The 17,958-nt window shown below is 43.9% G+C and carries 17 protein-coding genes; 15 read left to right on the top strand and 2 right to left on the bottom strand.

Translation table 11 applies throughout. From position 1 onward, the window contains the following. Positions 1-28: 28 nt before the first annotated feature. The 3 genes from ABDK00_RS17330 to ABDK00_RS17320 all read left to right on the top strand — a co-directional run bounded on the left by ABDK00_RS17330 (position 29) and on the right by ABDK00_RS17320 (position 3,766). Positions 29-1,549, top strand: a complete 1,521-nt coding sequence (locus tag ABDK00_RS17330) for an oligosaccharide flippase family protein (RefSeq protein ID WP_346236070.1) — start codon at positions 29-31, stop codon at positions 1,547-1,549. Positions 1,550-1,660: 111 nt separating this feature from the next. After that, a complete protein-coding gene (locus ABDK00_RS17325) occupies positions 1,661-2,638 on the top strand; it encodes a GlxA family transcriptional regulator (protein WP_346236071.1) in 978 nt (325 codons plus the stop codon). Positions 2,639-2,668: 30 nt separating this feature from the next. Next, positions 2,669-3,766, top strand: a complete 1,098-nt coding sequence (locus tag ABDK00_RS17320) for a DNA topoisomerase IB (protein ID WP_346236072.1) — start codon at positions 2,669-2,671, stop codon at positions 3,764-3,766. A 3-nt stretch (positions 3,767-3,769) separates the two neighbouring features. Here ABDK00_RS17320 and ABDK00_RS17315 read toward each other — a convergent pair whose 3' ends face one another. Further along, on the bottom strand, positions 3,770-4,240 hold the full coding sequence (locus ABDK00_RS17315; protein WP_346236073.1) for a response regulator: 471 nt from the start codon (positions 4,238-4,240) through the stop codon (positions 3,770-3,772). A 75-nt stretch (positions 4,241-4,315) separates the two neighbouring features. Here ABDK00_RS17315 and ABDK00_RS17310 point away from each other — a divergent pair, with 75 nt between their 5' ends. The 9 genes from ABDK00_RS17310 to ABDK00_RS17270 all read left to right on the top strand — a co-directional run bounded on the left by ABDK00_RS17310 (position 4,316) and on the right by ABDK00_RS17270 (position 12,583). Then, complete coding sequence (locus ABDK00_RS17310; RefSeq protein WP_346236074.1) at positions 4,316-5,419, top strand: ThiF family adenylyltransferase; 1,104 nt, start codon at positions 4,316-4,318, stop codon at positions 5,417-5,419. Between the two features lie 10 nt (positions 5,420-5,429). After that, the gene (locus ABDK00_RS17305) at positions 5,430-6,110 is read left to right on the top strand and encodes a hypothetical protein (RefSeq protein WP_346236075.1); all 681 of its coding nucleotides are present in this window, start codon (positions 5,430-5,432) and stop codon (positions 6,108-6,110) included. Then, positions 6,110-8,269, top strand: a complete 2,160-nt coding sequence (locus ABDK00_RS17300; protein WP_346236076.1) for a sensor histidine kinase — start codon at positions 6,110-6,112, stop codon at positions 8,267-8,269. The genes ABDK00_RS17305 and ABDK00_RS17300 overlap by 1 nt, the downstream gene beginning before the upstream one ends. A gap of 17 nt (positions 8,270-8,286) precedes the next feature. Beyond that, positions 8,287-9,378, top strand: coding sequence for a hybrid sensor histidine kinase/response regulator (locus ABDK00_RS17295; RefSeq protein ID WP_346236077.1), 1,092 nt, complete (start codon positions 8,287-8,289; stop codon positions 9,376-9,378). Between the two features lie 31 nt (positions 9,379-9,409). After that, entirely contained in the window at positions 9,410-9,832 is a 423-nt protein-coding gene (locus ABDK00_RS17290) for a response regulator (RefSeq protein WP_346236078.1), read from the top strand. 91 nt (positions 9,833-9,923) lie between these two features. Then, entirely contained in the window at positions 9,924-10,346 is a 423-nt protein-coding gene (locus ABDK00_RS17285; protein ID WP_346237366.1) for a response regulator, read from the top strand. 24 nt (positions 10,347-10,370) lie between these two features. After that, the gene (locus ABDK00_RS17280) at positions 10,371-11,645 is read left to right on the top strand and encodes a DUF3472 domain-containing protein (RefSeq protein WP_346236079.1); all 1,275 of its coding nucleotides are present in this window, start codon (positions 10,371-10,373) and stop codon (positions 11,643-11,645) included. A gap of 51 nt (positions 11,646-11,696) precedes the next feature. Then, entirely contained in the window at positions 11,697-12,095 is a 399-nt protein-coding gene (locus tag ABDK00_RS17275) for a MerC domain-containing protein (protein WP_346236080.1), read from the top strand. Positions 12,096-12,160: 65 nt separating this feature from the next. Next, a complete protein-coding gene (locus tag ABDK00_RS17270) occupies positions 12,161-12,583 on the top strand; it encodes a nuclear transport factor 2 family protein (protein ID WP_346236081.1) in 423 nt (140 codons plus the stop codon). 4 nt (positions 12,584-12,587) lie between these two features. Here the strand turns inward: ABDK00_RS17270 and ABDK00_RS17265 are convergent, their stop codons facing one another. Beyond that, entirely contained in the window at positions 12,588-12,818 is a 231-nt protein-coding gene (locus tag ABDK00_RS17265) for a hypothetical protein (protein WP_346236082.1), read from the bottom strand. A gap of 181 nt (positions 12,819-12,999) precedes the next feature. On the opposite strand from ABDK00_RS17265, the gene ABDK00_RS17260 reads away from it, so the two are divergent. From ABDK00_RS17260 to infB, 3 genes are all read left to right on the top strand, one after another. Continuing rightward, on the top strand, positions 13,000-13,464 hold the full coding sequence (locus ABDK00_RS17260) for a ribosome maturation factor (protein ID WP_346236083.1): 465 nt from the start codon (positions 13,000-13,002) through the stop codon (positions 13,462-13,464). Positions 13,465-13,592: 128 nt separating this feature from the next. Further along, positions 13,593-14,840: a transcription termination factor NusA gene (gene nusA / locus ABDK00_RS17255; protein ID WP_346236084.1), complete on the top strand. Its 1,248-nt coding sequence runs from the start codon at positions 13,593-13,595 to the stop codon at positions 14,838-14,840. Between the two features lie 173 nt (positions 14,841-15,013). Continuing rightward, positions 15,014-17,893: a translation initiation factor IF-2 gene (gene infB / locus ABDK00_RS17250; protein WP_346236085.1), complete on the top strand. Its 2,880-nt coding sequence runs from the start codon at positions 15,014-15,016 to the stop codon at positions 17,891-17,893. The last annotated feature ends 65 nt before the right edge of the window (positions 17,894-17,958 follow it).

Here is a 17,958-nt window from a genome sequence, read left to right as displayed (position 1 = left end):
CTTTAAATTTGCGCTATAATTTTTTACTTTGAGTGGCATTAAAAAACTGGCAGGACAGACAATTTGGTATGGCGTAAGTTCGATTGCAGCAAGGTTTATAAACTATTTGCTTACACCCTATCTGACTTACAAATTTACTACGGGTGAATACGGGGAAATGAGCATTTTGTATGCTTTTATCCCGTTTATGAATGTGATTTTTACTTACGGAATGGAAACCGGCTTTTTCAGGTTCTCACAAAATTATGACAAGGATAAAGTTTACAGCACAACAAGCTTGTCGCTGATCTACTCTACACTGATACTTACACTGGCATTAATTGCTTTTAACAAGCCCCTCTCTCAATTATTGTCAGTTGCCGATAAGCCCGAATACCTGATGCTCGTGGCGGCTATCATTGCAATGGACGCCCTTACCACCATTCCTTTTGCGAAATTGCGACAGAATGGCCAGCCACGAAAATTTGCGTTTACCAAGCTTACGGGTATCATCGTAAACATTATCACCATTTATTTTTTCCTTAGCATTTGCCCTAAATTGATTGAGCAGGAACCAGACCACGTTCTCAGTCATTTTTATAATAAAGACTGGGCGGTCGGCTATGTATTATTGGCTAATCTGATTCAAAACGTAATCGTCTTTTTGATATTATCGAAAGAATTTTGGGGTTTTAAGTTTAACCTCAACAAGTCTCTTTGGAAAGAAATGATGGGTTACAGCCTGCCTTTAATTCTGGTGGGATTGGGCGGGATGATCAATGAAACAGCTGACCGTATCATGTTGTTGAAATGGTGGCAGCCCACTGGCGGCGTGGAAGATGCAGAGTCCGCAGTGGGTATATATGCTGCCTGTTATAAATTATCGATTCTTATCAGCCTTGGCGTACAGGCATTTAAAATGGGCGCGGAGCCTTTCTTTTTTAGCCAGTCGTCGAGCGAAAATGCGCCGCGCATTTATGCAAGAGTGATGAAGTTCTTCGTCATCACTGTGTGTTTAATGTTTTTATTCGTCGTATTATATTTAGATATATGGAAATATTTTATTCGCAACACTGAAATGTGGGTGGGGTTAAGCGTCGTTCCAATATTGCTGCTGGCCAATATGTTTTTGGGGATTTACTACAATTTGAGCATCTGGTATAAATTGGGCAACAGGACGATAGCCGGCGCTTATATCACACTTATTGGAGCGGCCATCACGATATTGATCAATTATATTTTCATTCCTTATTACGGGTATCTGGCCTGCGCTTGGGCTACGTTCTCTTGTTATGGAGTGATGATGATTATTTCTTATGTATGGGGACAAAAAAAGTACCGCATACCTTACGCAACGAGTAAGTTGATAGCGTATATCATCATCGCGGTGATCTTTTACGCCATCCATCATTTTGTAAAACTTGCCTTTCCAAATGCGTGGATCAATTATGGTGTGGCAACATTGGTTTTCATCTTATACTTCTTATTTATTGTTCAGGTGGAAAAAAAGGAATTCGCGCAGTTGCCTGTCATCGGAAGGTTTTTAAGACCGAAGCTTAAAAACGACTAATATGTATTAATTTTCCGTTCGGCTGGTGACGGAAGCCGGTATGTTGCGTTGTGAAGCCCAAAAAGAAGCTTTAAACCTCGTAATTTCAACCTATAAATCAGAGATTTCGACATGAAAATGATCTACATCGTCGTGCCTGAGCATGCTGTGCTTCAGGCCGTAGCGGATCCGCAATACTGCTTTAATACCGTAAATGAATTTTTGCAGGTAAGCGGTAAAGAACCGCTTTTCAAGGTTCAGCTTGTAGGCGAGAAAAGAGAAGTGCGCTTTAGCGGCAACCAATTTTCTGTAACTGTTGATCAGGTGTTGTCTGAAACCGGCGTTGCCGACCTCGTGATCGTGCCGGCATTGTTTGGAGAGATGACAACTGCGGTCAGCGCCAATGCTAAACTGGCCGAATGGATCGTTTGGCAATATAAAGAAGGCGCGGAAATTGCTTCGCTCTGCGTGGGCGCTTTTCTGCTGGCATCGACAGGGTTGCTTAACGGAAAAAAGTGCAGTACTCATTGGGGCTATATCAACACTTTTCGCGACATGTTTCCTGACGTGATCATTCAGGATGGAAGTATCGTGACCGAGCAACACCGGGTGTATACGAGCGGCGGAGCCTCTTCTTACTGGAACCTGTTGTTGCATTTGGTTGAAAAATATACAGATCGCCAGATCGCTATTTTGGTATCCAAATATTTTGCAATCGATATTGACCGTAGCAGCCAGTCGGCCTTTGCGGTGTTCACAGCGCAAAAAAATCATAACGACGAAGCGGTGCGGCAGGCCCAGGATTTTATCGAGCAAAATATTGAAGATCGCCTCACGATAGACGATATCGCCAGCCATGTTGCTTTGGGCCGCAGAAGCCTGGAGCGGCGGTTTAAACATGCCACCAACAATTCGGTATTAGAATATATCCAAAGGGTGAAGATTGAGGCCGCGAAGAAAAGCTTTGAAAGCAGCCGCAAAAATATCAACGAAGTGATGTACGATGTGGGCTACACCGATACCAAAGCGTTTAGAAGTACCTTCAAAAAAATAACAGGGCTCACGCCCATCGAGTATAAAAACAAGTACAACAAATTAGCGGTAGCATAGCTTGGCATCTTTTTTTCTTTGTAGCTTTTAATGCAAATAGAAGCCGCCAACACCCGCATTTCCATTACGCCCCAAAAGCTGGTTGATGCTATCGACGATCCCGAAAAAAGCGCGCGGATTGTAAAACTGGTTTATGTTTCTGATGCCGAAAAGGGCATTCAGCGCATTAAATCGGGGAAGTCTTTCAATTATAAAAAAGACGGGAAGAAAGTGAAAGATGAAAAAACACTGGCACGGATCAAAAGCCTGGTGATCCCGCCCGCCTGGAAAGATGTCTGGATATGCGCAATGGAAAACGGCCATTTGCAATGTACCGGGCTCGATGCCGCCGGCCGAAAACAATATCGTTACCATCCTTTATGGAATGCCCTGCGCAAGGAAACTAAATTTTATCGCTTGCTCCAATTTGGACAAACGCTCACCGCGATTAGAAAAAAGCTGTCCGCTCATCTTGCCGAACCCGCGCTTACGAAGCAAAAAGTGTTGGCGGCAGTTGTAAGCACTATGGATAAAACCGGCATTCGCGTGGGCAATAATATGTACGAGAAACTTTATGGATCTTACGGATTGTCAACCTTGAAAGATCAACATATAAAAATAAACGGACAAAAAGTAGCGTTTAGCTTTAAAGGCAAAAAAGGGGTTCATCAGAAAATATCTATGAAAAGCGCCCGGCTGGCCCGCATCATCAAGCAGTGTAAGGAAATTCCCGGCAAAGAGCTTTTTCAATATATCGACGATGAAGGCACTCGGCACGCCATCAGCAGCGGTGATGTGAATGATTATATCAAAGACATATCGGGCGGCGCTTTTACCAGCAAAGATTTCCGCACCTGGTCGGGCACGGTCGATTGCATGCTTCAGTTTGCCAAAATCGGAGGTTATGAAACAAAAACGGAAATGAAGAAAAATATGGTCACGGCGTTAAACTGCGTTGCACAAACATTGGGCAACACACCGGCCGTCTGCAAAAGCCATTATGTGCATCCGCTGATTCTCGAAATGTATGAAGATGCCCGCCTGCAACCGTATTTAAAAACGAAGTCGCTTTCAAAAGGAGATAGGGTGGCCAAAGTAGAGCCGGTATTGCTCAAAATCCTAAAAAAAGAAAAATCCTTAAAAAAATAGCGCTTAGGAAAGCAGGTTTTGCCTCAATAAAAATTCCAGCTGCTCGTTGGTAGTCAACAACTTATCGGTAAGTTCTTCCTGGCTTTTCGTCGTGGTGTAAAGTTTTAGCGCGTTCTCGATTGTAGAACGAAGTTCCTCCTCCGACCAGGGTTTTTGTACATATTTATAAACCGATCCTTTATTAATAGCATCGATAACAGCGTTAATATCGGTGTATCCTGTCAACAAAATACGCGGTACCGAAGGATGATCTTTTATGATCGATTCTAAAAATTCGATCCCCGTTGTTCCGGGCATGCGCTGGTCGGTAATGATGAGGTGAATGGTGTTTTCCGCCAAAATCTTCCGGCCTTCTTCGGCAGACAAGGCCGTAAAAATATTATAAGAACGTCTGAAAACCGCCCTGAAAGAGTTCAGGTTATGAACTTCATCGTCCACATAAAGAATGTTCTTATAATTATTTTCTTCACCCATAAAAAAGAGAATTTTGTTAAATTTCTGTTCTATATTTATGTTGCAAAAATTGTAAAAAGTACAAAAAATAAGTTAATGCCTCTAGGTTACAATGTGTCCGGAAAGTATTATACCGCATATAAACCATTCTTTTACAGGTTGAAAGAGGGTGAAGAAGCGAGGAAACTCGAAGAGCTTTTATCTCAAACTCCTGCTATACAAATATACGATACAATTGAAAGCCAGCTAGCAGAATTGGCAAAAATAAAAAACGCCGGCAGGCACCTTACCAAGGATGATGTTTCGGATTTTATCCGCGACTATCGGGGCTCATCGAGTTTAGATGAATGTGGGGTTTGGGTGTATTATCCCTGGTCGCAAAAATTGGTGCATTTGTTAGACGAGGAGGAGTTTGTTCAGGTAAGAACCAGCAGAAACGTTTATAAAATAAAGCCCGAAGAACTTGAGATATTGAAAAAAAAGAGGATCGGCATTATAGGATTATCCGTTGGGCAATCGATTGCGCTGACAATCGCCACCGAAAGAATTTGCGGAGCCTTATATTTGGCTGACTTTGACGACATCGAGTTGGGGAATATGAATAGGTTAAGTAACTGCAATGTTTATAATTTGGGAGCATCGAAGGCAATCGTATCGGCTCAGAGAATCGCCGAACTCGATCCCTATCTCGAAGTAACATGCTTCCCGGAAGGCATCAACGAAAACAATATTGACACATTTTTGGGTGAGGGGAGCAGCCAGATTGATATTTTGGTAGAAGAGTGCGACAGTATCGACGTGAAAATACTCAGCAGGCTGAAAGCGCGGGAAAAGAAAATTCCCGTAGTGATGGATACCAATGACCGCGGCATGCTGGATGTAGAACGCTTTGACCTGGAGCCCGAGCGGCCCTTATTCCACGGGAATCTGAAGGAAGATATGGATTTGACAAAACTAAAAGATCTTACAAGCCAGGAGAAGCTGCCGGTTTTAGACGCGATGGTTGATCTTTCATCCCTTTCTGAACGGATGAAATATTCGCTAAGCGAAATGGGAAAAAGCATTAACACCTGGCCCCAATTAGCCTCCTCGGTGATGCTGGGCGGAGCTATGGTGACGGATACTTGCCGGCGCATATTTTTGTCGGAAACGACTACTTCAGGAAGGTATTATGTCGATTTTAGCCAATTAATTAAATAAAACGGTTGCGGTGGAAATAGCTATCAGAGCGTTTAAAGCCATATCGGATGAAGAAACCTGCCTCAAGTTTATTGATGGGCACAGGCGGCTTCTGGAATTCCATTTTGGAGTAGCTAAAATCACTTCGAGCAACAATAGCTGGATGCACCATGAAAACACATACGTGGTTGTCGCCGAAAGCTTAGACCGGTCCAAGGTTTTCGGCGGTGCGCGCGTTCAGGTGGCCGATGGTAAACTTCCGCTTCCCATTGAAGCTGCCGTGGGAAAATACGATCCAAAAATTCATGAGCAGGCCACGCCGGGTTCCTCAGAAATATGCGGCCTTTGGAATTCAAGGGAAGTAGCAGGCATGGGAATCGGGAGTATTTTTATGGCCCGGGTAGGCGTGGTGATGGCCATGCAATTGAACGTTGAAAAAATATTTTTTCTTTGTGCACCCGTTACCGTCAGGATTGGACGAAGAATAGGAGGGCTTATCGAAACGACACTGGGAAATAAAGGCGAATTTTTTTATCCCAAAGACGATTTTGTAGCTACGGCAATGGTTATCAACGATTGCCAAACGCTGGTCAGTGCAGACGAAAAGGAGCGAGCAAAGATTTTTGAATTATTCGACAACCCCATACAGCAGCGTGTAGTGGAAACAGGCCCGAAAGGCGATATGTTGGTGGATTATTTATTAAAAATATAATGATGATCCAAATCAGGATTTACCTATTTCTTATTTGCCTTTTTACGACGAGCGGAATTTTGTATGGACAGGAACCCGTGCGGATTACTGATGAGGAAACACTTTTTAGTGTTGTCGATGGCCACATCCAGTATCTCGAAGATAAAGGCAGCAGTTTCACTATCAGCGAAGTAGCACAAATGCCTTTTATCACTTCCGAGTCGGACGTGCCGGGTTTTTTCATCTCTTTTTCTTCTTATTGGGTAAAATTCGTTGTTGAAAACAATACGCCGAATCCGAATTTGATTATCAATCTCGAGCATGCAACGATTGACAGAGCGGTATTATATACACAAAATGAAACGACCGGCGCCTTCGACTCCACCGTCCTGACTGAGGAAAAAACGTTTAAAAACCGGAAGTACAAATATCAAACTTATATGTTTGATGCAGCCGTCCCCGAGGGCGCTCAAAAAACGTTCTTTCTTAAAGTGCAGGCCTCCGAGCAATTGCTTATTCCCATCACGGTAGGCCATGTAGAAAAAACGCTGGAAAAACTAGCCACCAATGACCTGATTTTTGGTTTATACACGGGGCTCATTCTCGTAATGGTGCTGTATAACCTATTTCTCTTTTTTTCGACTAAAGAGCAAAGCTATTTTTACTATGTGCTCTACATGGTTTTTGTAGGAATCACGCAGGCGATGTTGCAGGGATATGCTTTTCGTTTTCTTTGGCCCAATCTTCCAGGAATTAATAACTACGCTGCAGTGCTTGTGCCCTTCTTTAACGGGCTCGCCGCGTTAGAATTTATCAGAAATTTTTTGAATCTTAAAGTGGTATCCAAACGACTCAATACGGGCATTTTCTGGTTTGAAGGGTTTTATGCGGTTTCATTGCTTTTGGTGCTGATGGGCATGTTCAGAATCGGGCAGATCGTCGTGCAATCGGCAGCTTTTTTTACCGCTTTTTATGTGTTGGGAGTTTGTGTTTTCCTCACTTTGAAACGAATTCATGGCGCCAAAACCTTACTCATTGCGTGGTCGGTTTTTTTATGCAGCGTTATCGTTTTTGTCCTGAGAAATGTCGGCATCCTTCCTTATAATAACGCTACTTTTTATGCGCTGCAGATCGGATCTGCCATAGAAGCCGTATTGCTTTCTTTAGCGTTGGCAGACAGGATTAACACTTATCGCCGCGAGGAGGAATTGGCCCGGAAAAGAGCGCTGGAAATTTCGTTGGAAAATGAACGTTTGGTCAAGGATCAGAACATCATTTTGGAAAAACAGGTGCATGAAAGAACTCAGGACCTTGAAAAAGCCAATAGCGAACTGAACAGTACACTTGTTGAGTTAAAAGGCGCACAAAGCAAATTAGTTGAGTCAGAAAAAATGGTGTCGTTGGGCCAGTTGACAGCCGGCATCGCGCATGAGATCAACAATCCTATCAATTTCGTCACATCCAATATCAAGCCCTTAGAATTAGATATCAACGATCTTTTAAGCGTCATCGACAAATACGGAGCTATCGATGCTTCGCGCAGTTTGGACGAACAGCTTTCAGAAGTGGAACAATACAAAAAGCAGATAGATTTCGATTATGTCAATGAGGAAATAAAAACGCTGCTAAGCGGCATTAAGGATGGAGCGCAGCGAACAGCAGAAATCGTCAGCAACCTGAAAAACTTTGCGCGTGTCGATGAAGCCAACGTGAAGTTCGCCGATCTCAACGAAGGGCTTCAATCTACTTTAATGCTTGTGAAAAATTCGTTTCCACGCGATTTTACACTCCATAAAGAGTTTGGCGCTATTCCACACGTGGAATGCACGCCGGGGAAAATCAACCAGGTGTTCATGAATATTATAACCAACGGGCTTCAGGCAATTGCGGAGCGACAGGAAACACAACCGGGAACCGGCGTCATGACCATTAAAACGTTTGAGCAAAACGGATCCGTAAAAGTTGCTATTAGCGACAATGGCACCGGTATGACCGAGGAAATAAAGGAAAAAATATTTGATCCATTTTATACGACCAAACCTGTAGGCCAGGGAACAGGGCTCGGAATGTCAATTGTAAAAGGAATCATCGATAGCCACCACGGCACCATAGAAGTAATTTCTAATTTTGGAGCGGGCACTGAATTTATTATAACTTTACCAGTAAATTATCTAAACTAAGGCTTAATTTTCCCTTTATGACCATAATCAAAGTACTATACGTCGACGATGAAGAGAACAATTTAAGCTCTTTTAAGGCTAACTTTCGCCGATTGTATGAGATATATACTGCCAATTCCGGTGCGGCGGCGCTGGATATCTTGTCACAAACGGAAGTACATGTGGTTATCTCTGATCAGCGCATGCCGGGCATGACGGGGGTCGAGTTGTTCAAGAAAGTCAAAAAGCTTTATCCCGAACCTATCAGGATTTTATTAACCGGTTATACCGACATCCAGGCGCTGGCTGAAGCTATCAACGACGGTGATATTTATCGATATATTACTAAACCCTGGAACGAGATTGAATTAAACAACAGCATTCAAAATGCCTATGATGTATTTCGCACACGGCGAGAACTGAAAGAAAAACTTGCCGAACTTCAAAAAACCAATGATGAGCTCAACCGGTTTATTTATAGCATCTCTCACGAGCTGCGAGCGCCACTGGCTTCAGCCTTGGGCGTCATCAATCTTGCTAAGCTCGATAATATTTACAATGAATCAGAAAAAGGCAATGAGTATTGGAGTTTAATGGAAGAATGTTGTAACCGGCTCGATTATAATATTACCAGCACGCTGCAATATTATAAAAACAGCAGGTATAGCGAGGTAAAAGAAGATGTAGATTTTAATAAAGTAATCCATGATTTAATTGCGATTCACAAGCTGGCTAACACGGGCAGTGAACAAATTAAATTTGAGATCAATGTCGATCAGCCTGAAAAGTTTGTTGGAGATGTATTTCGCATTGAAATTATTTTGGGCAATCTGATTTCTAACGCCATCAAATATCAAAAGCCGGAAGAGGAAAACAAGTTGATCCAAATAGACGTAAAGGTAAACCGTCTGGTCGCCGTTGTTACCATCATCGACAACGGGTTAGGAATATTAAATGATCATTTGAACAGGATTTTTAATCAGTTCTTCAGAGTACATAACCAAAAAGGAACCGGTCTGGGGTTGTTTATTGTGAGAGAGGCGCTGGCTAAGCTGGAAGGAAAAATTTCCGTAGAATCGGTGGTAGACTCCGGGACCAAATTCACCATTCGGATACCTAATTCTGCATAAGGGGTAGCCGAAAAATCATCGTTTATTTAAGATGCCATTAAAAGCCCATACACCCAATTTGTTAATCATCGTGGACGATAGCTCATTCGACTTAAGAATTAACTCCGGAATCGCCAGCCATACTAAGCTTTTCAAGCAAATTCTTTGTTTCCCATCCGCCGAAGAAGCACTCGATTTTTTAAGCGAAAACCTTGACAATAGAGAAGTATTCCCCCACTTAATTCTGCTGGATATTCAAATGCCATCCATGAATGGCTTTGATTTTATGAAGCGCTATAACAAATTTCCAGATTCGTTTATGGAGCAAAGCGATGTGATTATGCTATCATCGACCGATGATCTGGTCGATATTACGAAGGTAGACGTGGACAAAAACATCAAGCGATTACTTAAAAAGCCCCTTCAAATTGAGGAATTGAAGGGCGCTGCGCAGGAGCTGTATACAATTGATTAAAAATCGTAAATTGTTTTGGCCAGACGCTAGAGATTCGGAGGAACTGTCGTACATTCACACAAAATTCACATCGCCTCATCTCAACGGACCAATGTATTCAAATGCTAACAAATCGCGATTTTTAATTATTATCGATGATAGCAAGTTTGATCGGAAAATCAACGCTATAATCGCAGACCGTATGCAGTTGTTCAAGGAAGTTGCATTGTTTCCTGCTGCGGGAGAAGCGTTAGACTTTATTGTAAAAAACCTCGAAAATCCGGAATTATTTCCGCTTGTTATTTTGCTCGACATTCAAATGCCGGAAATGGACGGATTTGAGTTCACAAACGAGTACGAGAAATTGCCGCTATCTTTCAAACAGAAAAGCGATATCATCATGATCTCCTCGACAGACGATATCGCTGATATTGAACGAGCGGCAAGTAACAAAAATATACGCAAGCTTATCAAAAAGCCCCTAAAAGTAGACGAGCTTCGGCAACTCCTGGATGAGTTGAATTTGCATGAATAAATTTTCCATAGAATAAAAAAAAGAATGATCAGAGTTAGCAGTATTTTATGTAGCGCGGCTTTAATGTTGGCGCATTTAACAATTTACAGTCAACAAGTCAGGGTCCCCGTAGCCGGCAACACCTGGAGTTCCGCAACGGAGAATAAAAACCTGGGGCGCACAGGCATCGCCGATTGGCAGCAAAGCGCAGAAACGTTCACCACTTATATCCGACTGGCGAAGCCCGGAAAACTACAGCTTTCTATTAACGCCAATACGCCGGCAGGATCGTCAACAGTTGGAGTTTCGCTGGCCGGGAAAAGCTATTCGGTAACAGTTGGCGAAGCAGCTGACGATTACAGGGTGGGCGATTGGGAAGTGGCGGATACGGGCTACATCAAATTCGTGTTTTCGGGCATTAAAAAGTCCGGCTGCTGTTTTGCCAATATCAAAGAGCTGGTTTTATCAGGGTCTGCGATCAGCGATCGCACCGCATTTGTAAAAAACAACGAGGGCAACTTTTTTTATTGGGGAAGGCGCGGCCCGTCCACCCATCTCAATTATAAACTCCCCGACGGCGTCAAAGCCGAATGGTTTTATAATGAACTTACTGTTCCCGAAGGCAACGACGTTATTGGATCTTATTTTATGGCCAACGGTTTTGGCGAAGGCTATTTCGGCATACAGGTTAATGCTCCTACTGAGCGGCGTGTATTATTTTCCGTTTGGAGCCCTTTTTCTACAGACAATCCAAAAGAAATACCTGAGGAACAGAAAATAAAAATGTTGAAAAAAGGCGACCAGGTTTACACAGGAGAATTTGGTGGTGAAGGCTCGGGCGGACAAAGTTTTTTGCGTTATTCCTGGAAAGCTGGCGTGACGCAAAAATTCTTGCTGCACGCAGTACCCGATGGCGCAAACCACACCATTTATACTGCCTATTTTTTTGATCACGAAAAAAATAACTGGCGGCTGATTGCCAGTTTTCGACGTCCCACAAAAGCCACCTACTTAACGCGGCTGCATTCGTTCCTCGAAAATTTTAATCCATCGCAAGGCAATCTCGATAGAAAAGTATTGTTCTCCAATCAATGGGTAAAAGATAATCTCGGAAAGTGGCATGAACTTACCGAAGCAAGGTTTACGGCGGATAATACGGCAAGAAAAGGGTATCGGCAAGATTATGAGGGCGGTGTTACAGGCAACGATTTTTTTCTGCATGCATTCGGTTTTTTCAGCCAGCAAACACCCATCGGCGCCACATTTAGCCGCCCTGCGCGGCGCCTTCCTCCTGCAATTGATTTCGGCGGCTTAGAATAAAAGCACGCATTATTTGCAACATTGTTGCTTTTATTTTATTTTTGCAGTCGGATGAAAAAAATAAACTGGGATGCTTTAGGCATTACGACTTCGATTCTCTGCGCTATTCACTGCGCTGTGCTGCCTCTGTTTCTGGCGGCTTTGCCGCTTTTCGGTGTGAATATTATCGACAATCATGCCTTTGAAATTGGGATGATTATCCTGGCCTTTGTGATCGGTTGCTACGCGTTGTGGCATGGATACAAATGGCACCATCACCGAAAAGCGCCGCTGGGCTTGTTCGTGGCGGGGATGATTTTTTTGGTATTAAAGCAGGTTTTTTTAGCTTATCATGTGGTGTTGCTTGTGCCGGCCGTAATTTGTATTGTGGCGGCTCATATTTTAAATTACCGGTATTGCAGAGTGCACAATCATGCGCATGCGACCGATTGCAATCATGATCATTATTAAACCGACCCGCTGCGCTTTATTTCAAACCCAACCGGGCATCTAAAAAAATTGAAAAGGTTAAGCAAATGAAATTAGGAATTGTATTGGCGCTGCTGCTCTGCGTGGCGAATGTTTCAGGCCAGACGAAAGCGCCGGCCGCTGTCCGAGGGATACTTGAAAAACAAACCCGGGCCTGGAACGAAGGCAACCTGGAGCAATTTATGAACACTTACTGGCAAAACGATTCCTTAGTGTTTGTTGGAAAAAGTGGCGTAACCTACGGTTGGAAAAACACGCTTTTGAATTATAAAAAGAATTATCCCGACAGGGCATCAATGGGCCAACTGAACTTCGACCTCATCCGGATAGAAGCTTTATCAGAATCGACGTATAATATTATCGGGAAATGGAAACTCACGCGCTCCATCGGAAACCTGCAGGGGCATTTCACCTTAATCGTTAAAAAGATCGGTAATCAATGGCTGATCGTTCAGGATCACTCGAGCTAAAAGCTTATTTCACCTCCTCAAAATCAATATATTCCCCAACTTTTTCGGTCGCATTTTCTTTTGGCGGCGCAGTCTGATTGTCGGCGGAAGAATGGCTTTCTCTCTGGTTCGACATATCCCTGAATTGCCTCCTGATCTGTCGCGTCGTTCTGTAAACAGGAAGCACCACCTTCACCAAAAGATTATAAAAAAACCAACCAAAAATCAATAATAATATAAACCCGATAGCACTCATAATTGAATCTTCTTTCTACTTTATGTAAACGGAAGCAGCGGCAAAATGTTTTAAATAGTAGCGCCACTTATAATAATTTAAAGTTAACACAAGGTTTTTAACTAAAAAATTGTAACTTTGCGCAAGATTTTGAGAAAAGGGAACGATGGCGTTCCCTTATTTATTTGTCGGAATATACAACATGGAAGCTGTTCTTCAACAAGTCGAAAACGAAATGCTGGAAATCCTCTCAGGCAATCCGGAACATTTTTTAGTTGAGATTAAAGTAAAGCCTACCAACAATTTAAAAATTTTTATTGATGGAGATAAAGGCGTGGGCATCGATGACCTGGTCAGGTACAATCGGGCGCTCTACAAGGTGTTAGAAGAAGGCCCCTTATTTCCGGACGGAGATTTTTCGCTGGAAGTTTCTTCGCCGGGCCTTGGAGAACCGCTGAAAATGCACCGGCAATATCAAAAAAATACAGGCCGGTTTGTAGAAGTCGACCTGAAGGACGGCAGCAAAATCGAAGGGCAGTTGGCTGCGGTAGAAGCAGCGGAAATCACTGTAGTTGAAACAAAAGGACGCGGTAAAAAGGCAGAAACGATCGAGCATAAGATCGGGTTGGGTGATATAAAGTCAACGCAGGTACAAATAAAATTTTAAAACTTTTTCTGCTACGGCAGAAAGTAGTATATCGAATTATGAAATAGCCGTGAATAAAATTTTCAAAAAAAATCTTATTCGAAATCTATTCATTTTGAACATTAAAAAATATAAACACATGAATTGCTATGGCGAGTATTAATCTTATAGAGGCGTTTCAGGAGTTTAAAGACGCTGAAAATATCGACAGGCCCACAATGATGAAAGTGGTGGAAGACGTCTTTAAAACGCTACTTCGTAAAAAATACGGAAGCGATGATAATTTCGATGTAATTGTGAATGCTGAAAAGGGGGATCTCGAAATTGTACGCCACCGAACGATCGTTGAAGACGGAGAGGTAGAAGACCCGCTGGCACAAGTGGCTTATTCCGATGCCATCAAGCTCGAGCCGGATTATGAAGTGGGAGAAGATCTGTACGAAGAAATTGACCTAATCGATTTCGGACGCCGCGCTATTTTGGCCGCAAAGCAAACGCTCGCAGGCCGCATCAGCGATTTAAAGAAAAATGTACTTGCAAAAAAATACGAAGACCGGATTGGCGAAATCATCAGCGCCGAGGTTTACCAGGTTTGGAAAAAAGAAATTTTATTACTTGATGAAGAAGGCAATGAACTAATCCTGCCCAAGAGCGAACAAATTCCGCAGGACTATTTCAAAAAAGGCGAAAATATCCGCGCCGTGGTTACCCGCGTGGATCTGAAAAATAATAATCCTGTTATTATTTTATCAAGAACATCGCCCGATTTCCTGGCCAAATTGCTGGAAATAGAAGTGCCTGAAATCTTCGATGGCCTCATCATTATTAAGAAGATCGTCCGCGATCCGGGAGAGCGTGCAAAAGTTGCCGTAGAATCATACGACGACAGAATCGACCCGGTGGGCGCCTGTGTGGGCATGAAGGGAAGCCGTATTCACGGGATCGTTAGAGAACTCAAAAATGAAAATATCGACGTCATCAACTGGACGGCCAACACACAGCTGCTGATTCAAAGATCGCTGACACCGGCAAAAATCACCAGCATGAGCCTCGATACCGAAGGCAAGCGGGCCAGCATTTACCTCAAACCCGACCAGGTTTCACTGGCGATTGGTAAAAGAGGCGCGAATATTAAACTGGCCTCAGAATTGACAGGTTTTGAGTTAGATGTTTACAGAGATACTGATGACGAAGAAGAAGAATTTGATGTGGATCTGGAAGAATTTAGCGATGAGATCGACGAGTGGGTGATCGACGCCTTGAAAAAAATCGGTTGCGACACTGCCAGAAGCGTTATGAGAATGACGCCGTCGGAGCTCGAAAAAAGAGCCGACTTAGAAAAAGAAACAGTAGAAGACGTTAGAAGAATATTACAAGAAGAACTGGAAAGGGAATAATCCGTTCAAAGCGATGTGTGGTCTTGTGTGGAAAGATAAATTAAATCGCCCATCGGGCAGTTGAAGCGCATCCGGTCTGAAATTTTCGATTCAGCGGCAACACTGAATTTTAAGATTTCTTCAATGGTTACCCTTGGCCAGAGCAATAAAAAATTACAAGGGGAAAATTATATATGTCAGAAATCAAACTTCCAAGATTACTACAAGCAGCAAAGGAGTTCAACATTGGGCAAGACACGCTCGTTGAATTTCTTGCAGGAAAGGGCTTTGCAAAAGATGACCTGAAGCCATCTTCAAAGCTCAGCGAGCCTATGTACCTGGCCCTACAGCAGGAATTTCAGAGCGATAAAGCCGCTAAGCTGAAAAGCGATAAAGTGGATCTTCCGAAAGGTGTGGGTTCGGAAAACAAAAAACGCAAGGAAGAAGAAGAACCTGTGCAGAAAAAGGAGCCGGTTGCAGAACCGCCTGTGGAAGCAGCGCCGGAAGAAGCACCTGTCGCAGAAGAGGAAGTGGTAGAAACGCCAGCACCGCCGCCGCCGCAGCCCGAACCTGAAGTTCCGGAAACGCCGGAAGTGCCGCCTGCTGAGCCGGTAGCGCCCCCGCAAGAAAAAGAAGAGGAAAAAGAGCCCGAAAAGGGAGGACTTACCATTACTAAAATCAGTTCGCCCGGCATCGAAGGCCCTAAGATTTTAGATAAGATCGATCTTTCCGCTTTGGAAAAATCAACCCGTCCGAAGAAAGCGGCGCCGGTTGCCAAAACAACGGAAGCGCCGAAAGAAGAAGCGCCCAAAGAAACACCCGCGCCAAAGCCGGTTGTTGAGGAGCCGAAAAAAGAGGAAGCAGCGCCGGTTGCCAAAGCAGCAACTCCTGCCCCGGAAGAGCCGGAAATAACAAAAATAAAAGCCGAAAAAATCGAAGGCCCTAAAATATTAGGCAAAATTAACTTGCCGGTTGACAGCGATACGCGGCCCAAGCGCGATGAAAAGCGTAAACGCAAACGCATTCCTATCGAGAAGAAGGAAGTAAAACCCGATCCGGCTGCCAAAAAGCCGTTTCATCAGGGAGGCCGAGACAGAAGAGACGGGCAGGGCTTCCGCGACCGCAGACCCCATCATCAAAGAGAAGATAAGCAGATTGATGAAAAAGCGATTCAGGACAAGATTCGTGAAACGCAGGCGAAATTGAGCGGCGGCGGCAACAAGCAAAAATCGATGCGGGCCAAAGCGCGCAGAGACCGTAGAAATGAGGCCGAAGACGCCATGAATGAGGAGGCGGGAGATAGCAAGCTGCAGTTAACGGAATTTATCAGCGTGAGTGAATTAGCGAGCCTGATGGACGTAAGCTTTGCAGATGTTATCAGTAAATGTATGGGACTGGGTATTATGGTGTCGATTAACCAAAGGCTCGACGCCGAGGTAATCGAGCTCGTAGCGGGTGAATTTGGGTATGATGTCGAGTTTATCGATATGGAGAAGCAAATGGAGATGGAAGATGATGAAGACGAGGAAGATGATGAAGAAAGCCTGCAACCGCGCAGCCCGATTGTTACGATCATGGGTCACGTCGATCACGGTAAAACTTCTTTGCTCGATTATATTCGTAATGCCAACGTGGTAGCCGGTGAGGCCGGTGGTATTACGCAGCATATCGGTGCCTATCGCGTTCAGGTAGCGGAAGGCCGTGAAATTACCTTCCTCGATACGCCGGGCCACGAAGCCTTTACAGCGATGCGGGCCCGCGGTGCGAAGGTTACAGATATTGCGGTAATTGTGGTGGCGGCCGACGATGCCGTGATGCCACAAACAAAAGAAGCAATTAGCCACGCACAGGCGGCAGGCGTACCGATGATTTTTGCGATCAATAAAATAGATAAAGACGGCGCCAATCCGGCTAAAATATACGAACAGCTTTCGCAAATGAATATTTTGGTGGAAGAATGGGGTGGTAAGTTCCAAAGCCAGGAACTGTCTGCTAAGCAGGGATTGAACATTGACAAACTGTTGGAAAAAATTTCGCTCGAAGCAGAACTGCTGGAGCTGAAAGCCAATCCAAACAGGGAAGCCACCGGAACGATCATTGAAGCCACCCTGGACAAAGGAAGAGGTTTCGTCGCAACACTGCTCGTGGAAAATGGAACCCTGCAACAAGGCGATCTTGTAGTAAGTGGCCAGTTTTACGGGCGCGTGAAAGCCATGTTTAACGAGCGTAATAAAAAGCAGGATAAAGCAGGGCCGTCTGCTCCGGCCGTAATATTGGGCTTAAATGGCGCGCCACAGGCCGGTGAAAAATTCAGGGTTTACCAGGATGAATCTGAAGCCAAAGACATTGCCAACCGCCGCGCGCAAATCTTGCGTGAACAAGGCATGCGGACGAAAAAACATATTACGCTTGATGAAATCGGCCGCCGTCTGGCGCTGGGTAACTTTAAAGAACTGAATGTAATCATCAAGGGTGATGTGGACGGTTCGGTAGAGGCCCTAAGCGATTCATTACAAAAACTTTCGACAGAAGAAATCGTCGTAAACGTAATACATAAAGGTGTTGGCCAAATCAACGAAAGCGATATCGTTTTAGCTGAAGCTTCCGACGCGATTGTAATCGCCTTTAACGTAAGGCCTTCTGCTCAGGCGGCCAGGCTTGCAGAAAATGCGGGAATAGAAATCAAAATGTATTCTATTATTTACAACGCGATTGAAGAAGTGAAGAGCGCGATGGAGGGCATGATGGAACCGACTGTTAAGGAAAGAATCACAGCCAACGTTGAAATCAGAGAAGTCTTCAAATTCGATAAGGCTACCGTTGCCGGATGTTTTGTACTTGATGGAAAAATCAAGCGCGATAACAAAGTTCGTTTGATTCGCGACGGTATCGTTATCTATCCTATCGGCGAGAATGCAGTGGCAGAGCTCGGTTCTTTAAAGCGCTTTAAAGACGATGCTAAAGAAGTGCTGGCCGGTATGGAGTGCGGACTTACCATTAAAAATTACAGCGATGTAAAAGTGGGCGATGTTGTTGAGGCTTACGAATTGGAAGAAGTAAAAAGAACATTGTAAGCAGCAAATGCTTTTAAATAGAGGAGAAAATATATGTTTTCTCCTTTTTTTTTCTATTTTTCGGG

The sequence above is a fragment of the Niabella insulisoli genome, from assembly GCF_039652435.2.
GTDB lineage: Bacteria > Bacteroidota > Bacteroidia > Chitinophagales > Chitinophagaceae > Niabella > Niabella insulamsoli.
The sequence above is the reverse complement of the archived record's forward strand: the minus strand, read 5'-3'. Positions and strand labels throughout refer to the sequence as shown.

Bases quoted from the DNA above. Each gene is read 5' to 3' on its own strand.
- ABDK00_RS17260 (WP_346236083.1), top strand. From the start codon at position 13,000: ATGGAAGCTGTTCTTCAACAAGTCGAAAACGAAATGCTGGAAATCCTC.
- ABDK00_RS17275 (WP_346236080.1), top strand. From the start codon at position 11,697: ATGAAAAAAATAAACTGGGATGCTTTAGGCATTACGACTTCGATTCTC.
- infB (WP_346236085.1), top strand. From the start codon at position 15,014: ATGTCAGAAATCAAACTTCCAAGATTACTACAAGCAGCAAAGGAGTTC.
- ABDK00_RS17290 (WP_346236078.1), top strand. From the start codon at position 9,410: ATGCCATTAAAAGCCCATACACCCAATTTGTTAATCATCGTGGACGAT.
- ABDK00_RS17320 (WP_346236072.1), top strand. From the start codon at position 2,669: ATGCAAATAGAAGCCGCCAACACCCGCATTTCCATTACGCCCCAAAAG.
- ABDK00_RS17325 (WP_346236071.1), top strand. From the start codon at position 1,661: ATGAAAATGATCTACATCGTCGTGCCTGAGCATGCTGTGCTTCAGGCC.
- ABDK00_RS17270 (WP_346236081.1), top strand. From the start codon at position 12,161: ATGAAATTAGGAATTGTATTGGCGCTGCTGCTCTGCGTGGCGAATGTT.
- ABDK00_RS17280 (WP_346236079.1), top strand. From the start codon at position 10,371: ATGATCAGAGTTAGCAGTATTTTATGTAGCGCGGCTTTAATGTTGGCG.
- ABDK00_RS17300 (WP_346236076.1), top strand. From the start codon at position 6,110: ATGATGATCCAAATCAGGATTTACCTATTTCTTATTTGCCTTTTTACG.
- ABDK00_RS17315 (WP_346236073.1), bottom strand. From the start codon at position 4,240: ATGGGTGAAGAAAATAATTATAAGAACATTCTTTATGTGGACGATGAA.
- ABDK00_RS17265 (WP_346236082.1), bottom strand. From the start codon at position 12,818: ATGAGTGCTATCGGGTTTATATTATTATTGATTTTTGGTTGGTTTTTT.
- ABDK00_RS17295 (WP_346236077.1), top strand. From the start codon at position 8,287: ATGACCATAATCAAAGTACTATACGTCGACGATGAAGAGAACAATTTA.
- ABDK00_RS17285 (WP_346237366.1), top strand. From the start codon at position 9,924: ATGTATTCAAATGCTAACAAATCGCGATTTTTAATTATTATCGATGAT.
- ABDK00_RS17310 (WP_346236074.1), top strand. From the start codon at position 4,316: ATGCCTCTAGGTTACAATGTGTCCGGAAAGTATTATACCGCATATAAA.
- nusA (WP_346236084.1), top strand. From the start codon at position 13,593: ATGGCGAGTATTAATCTTATAGAGGCGTTTCAGGAGTTTAAAGACGCT.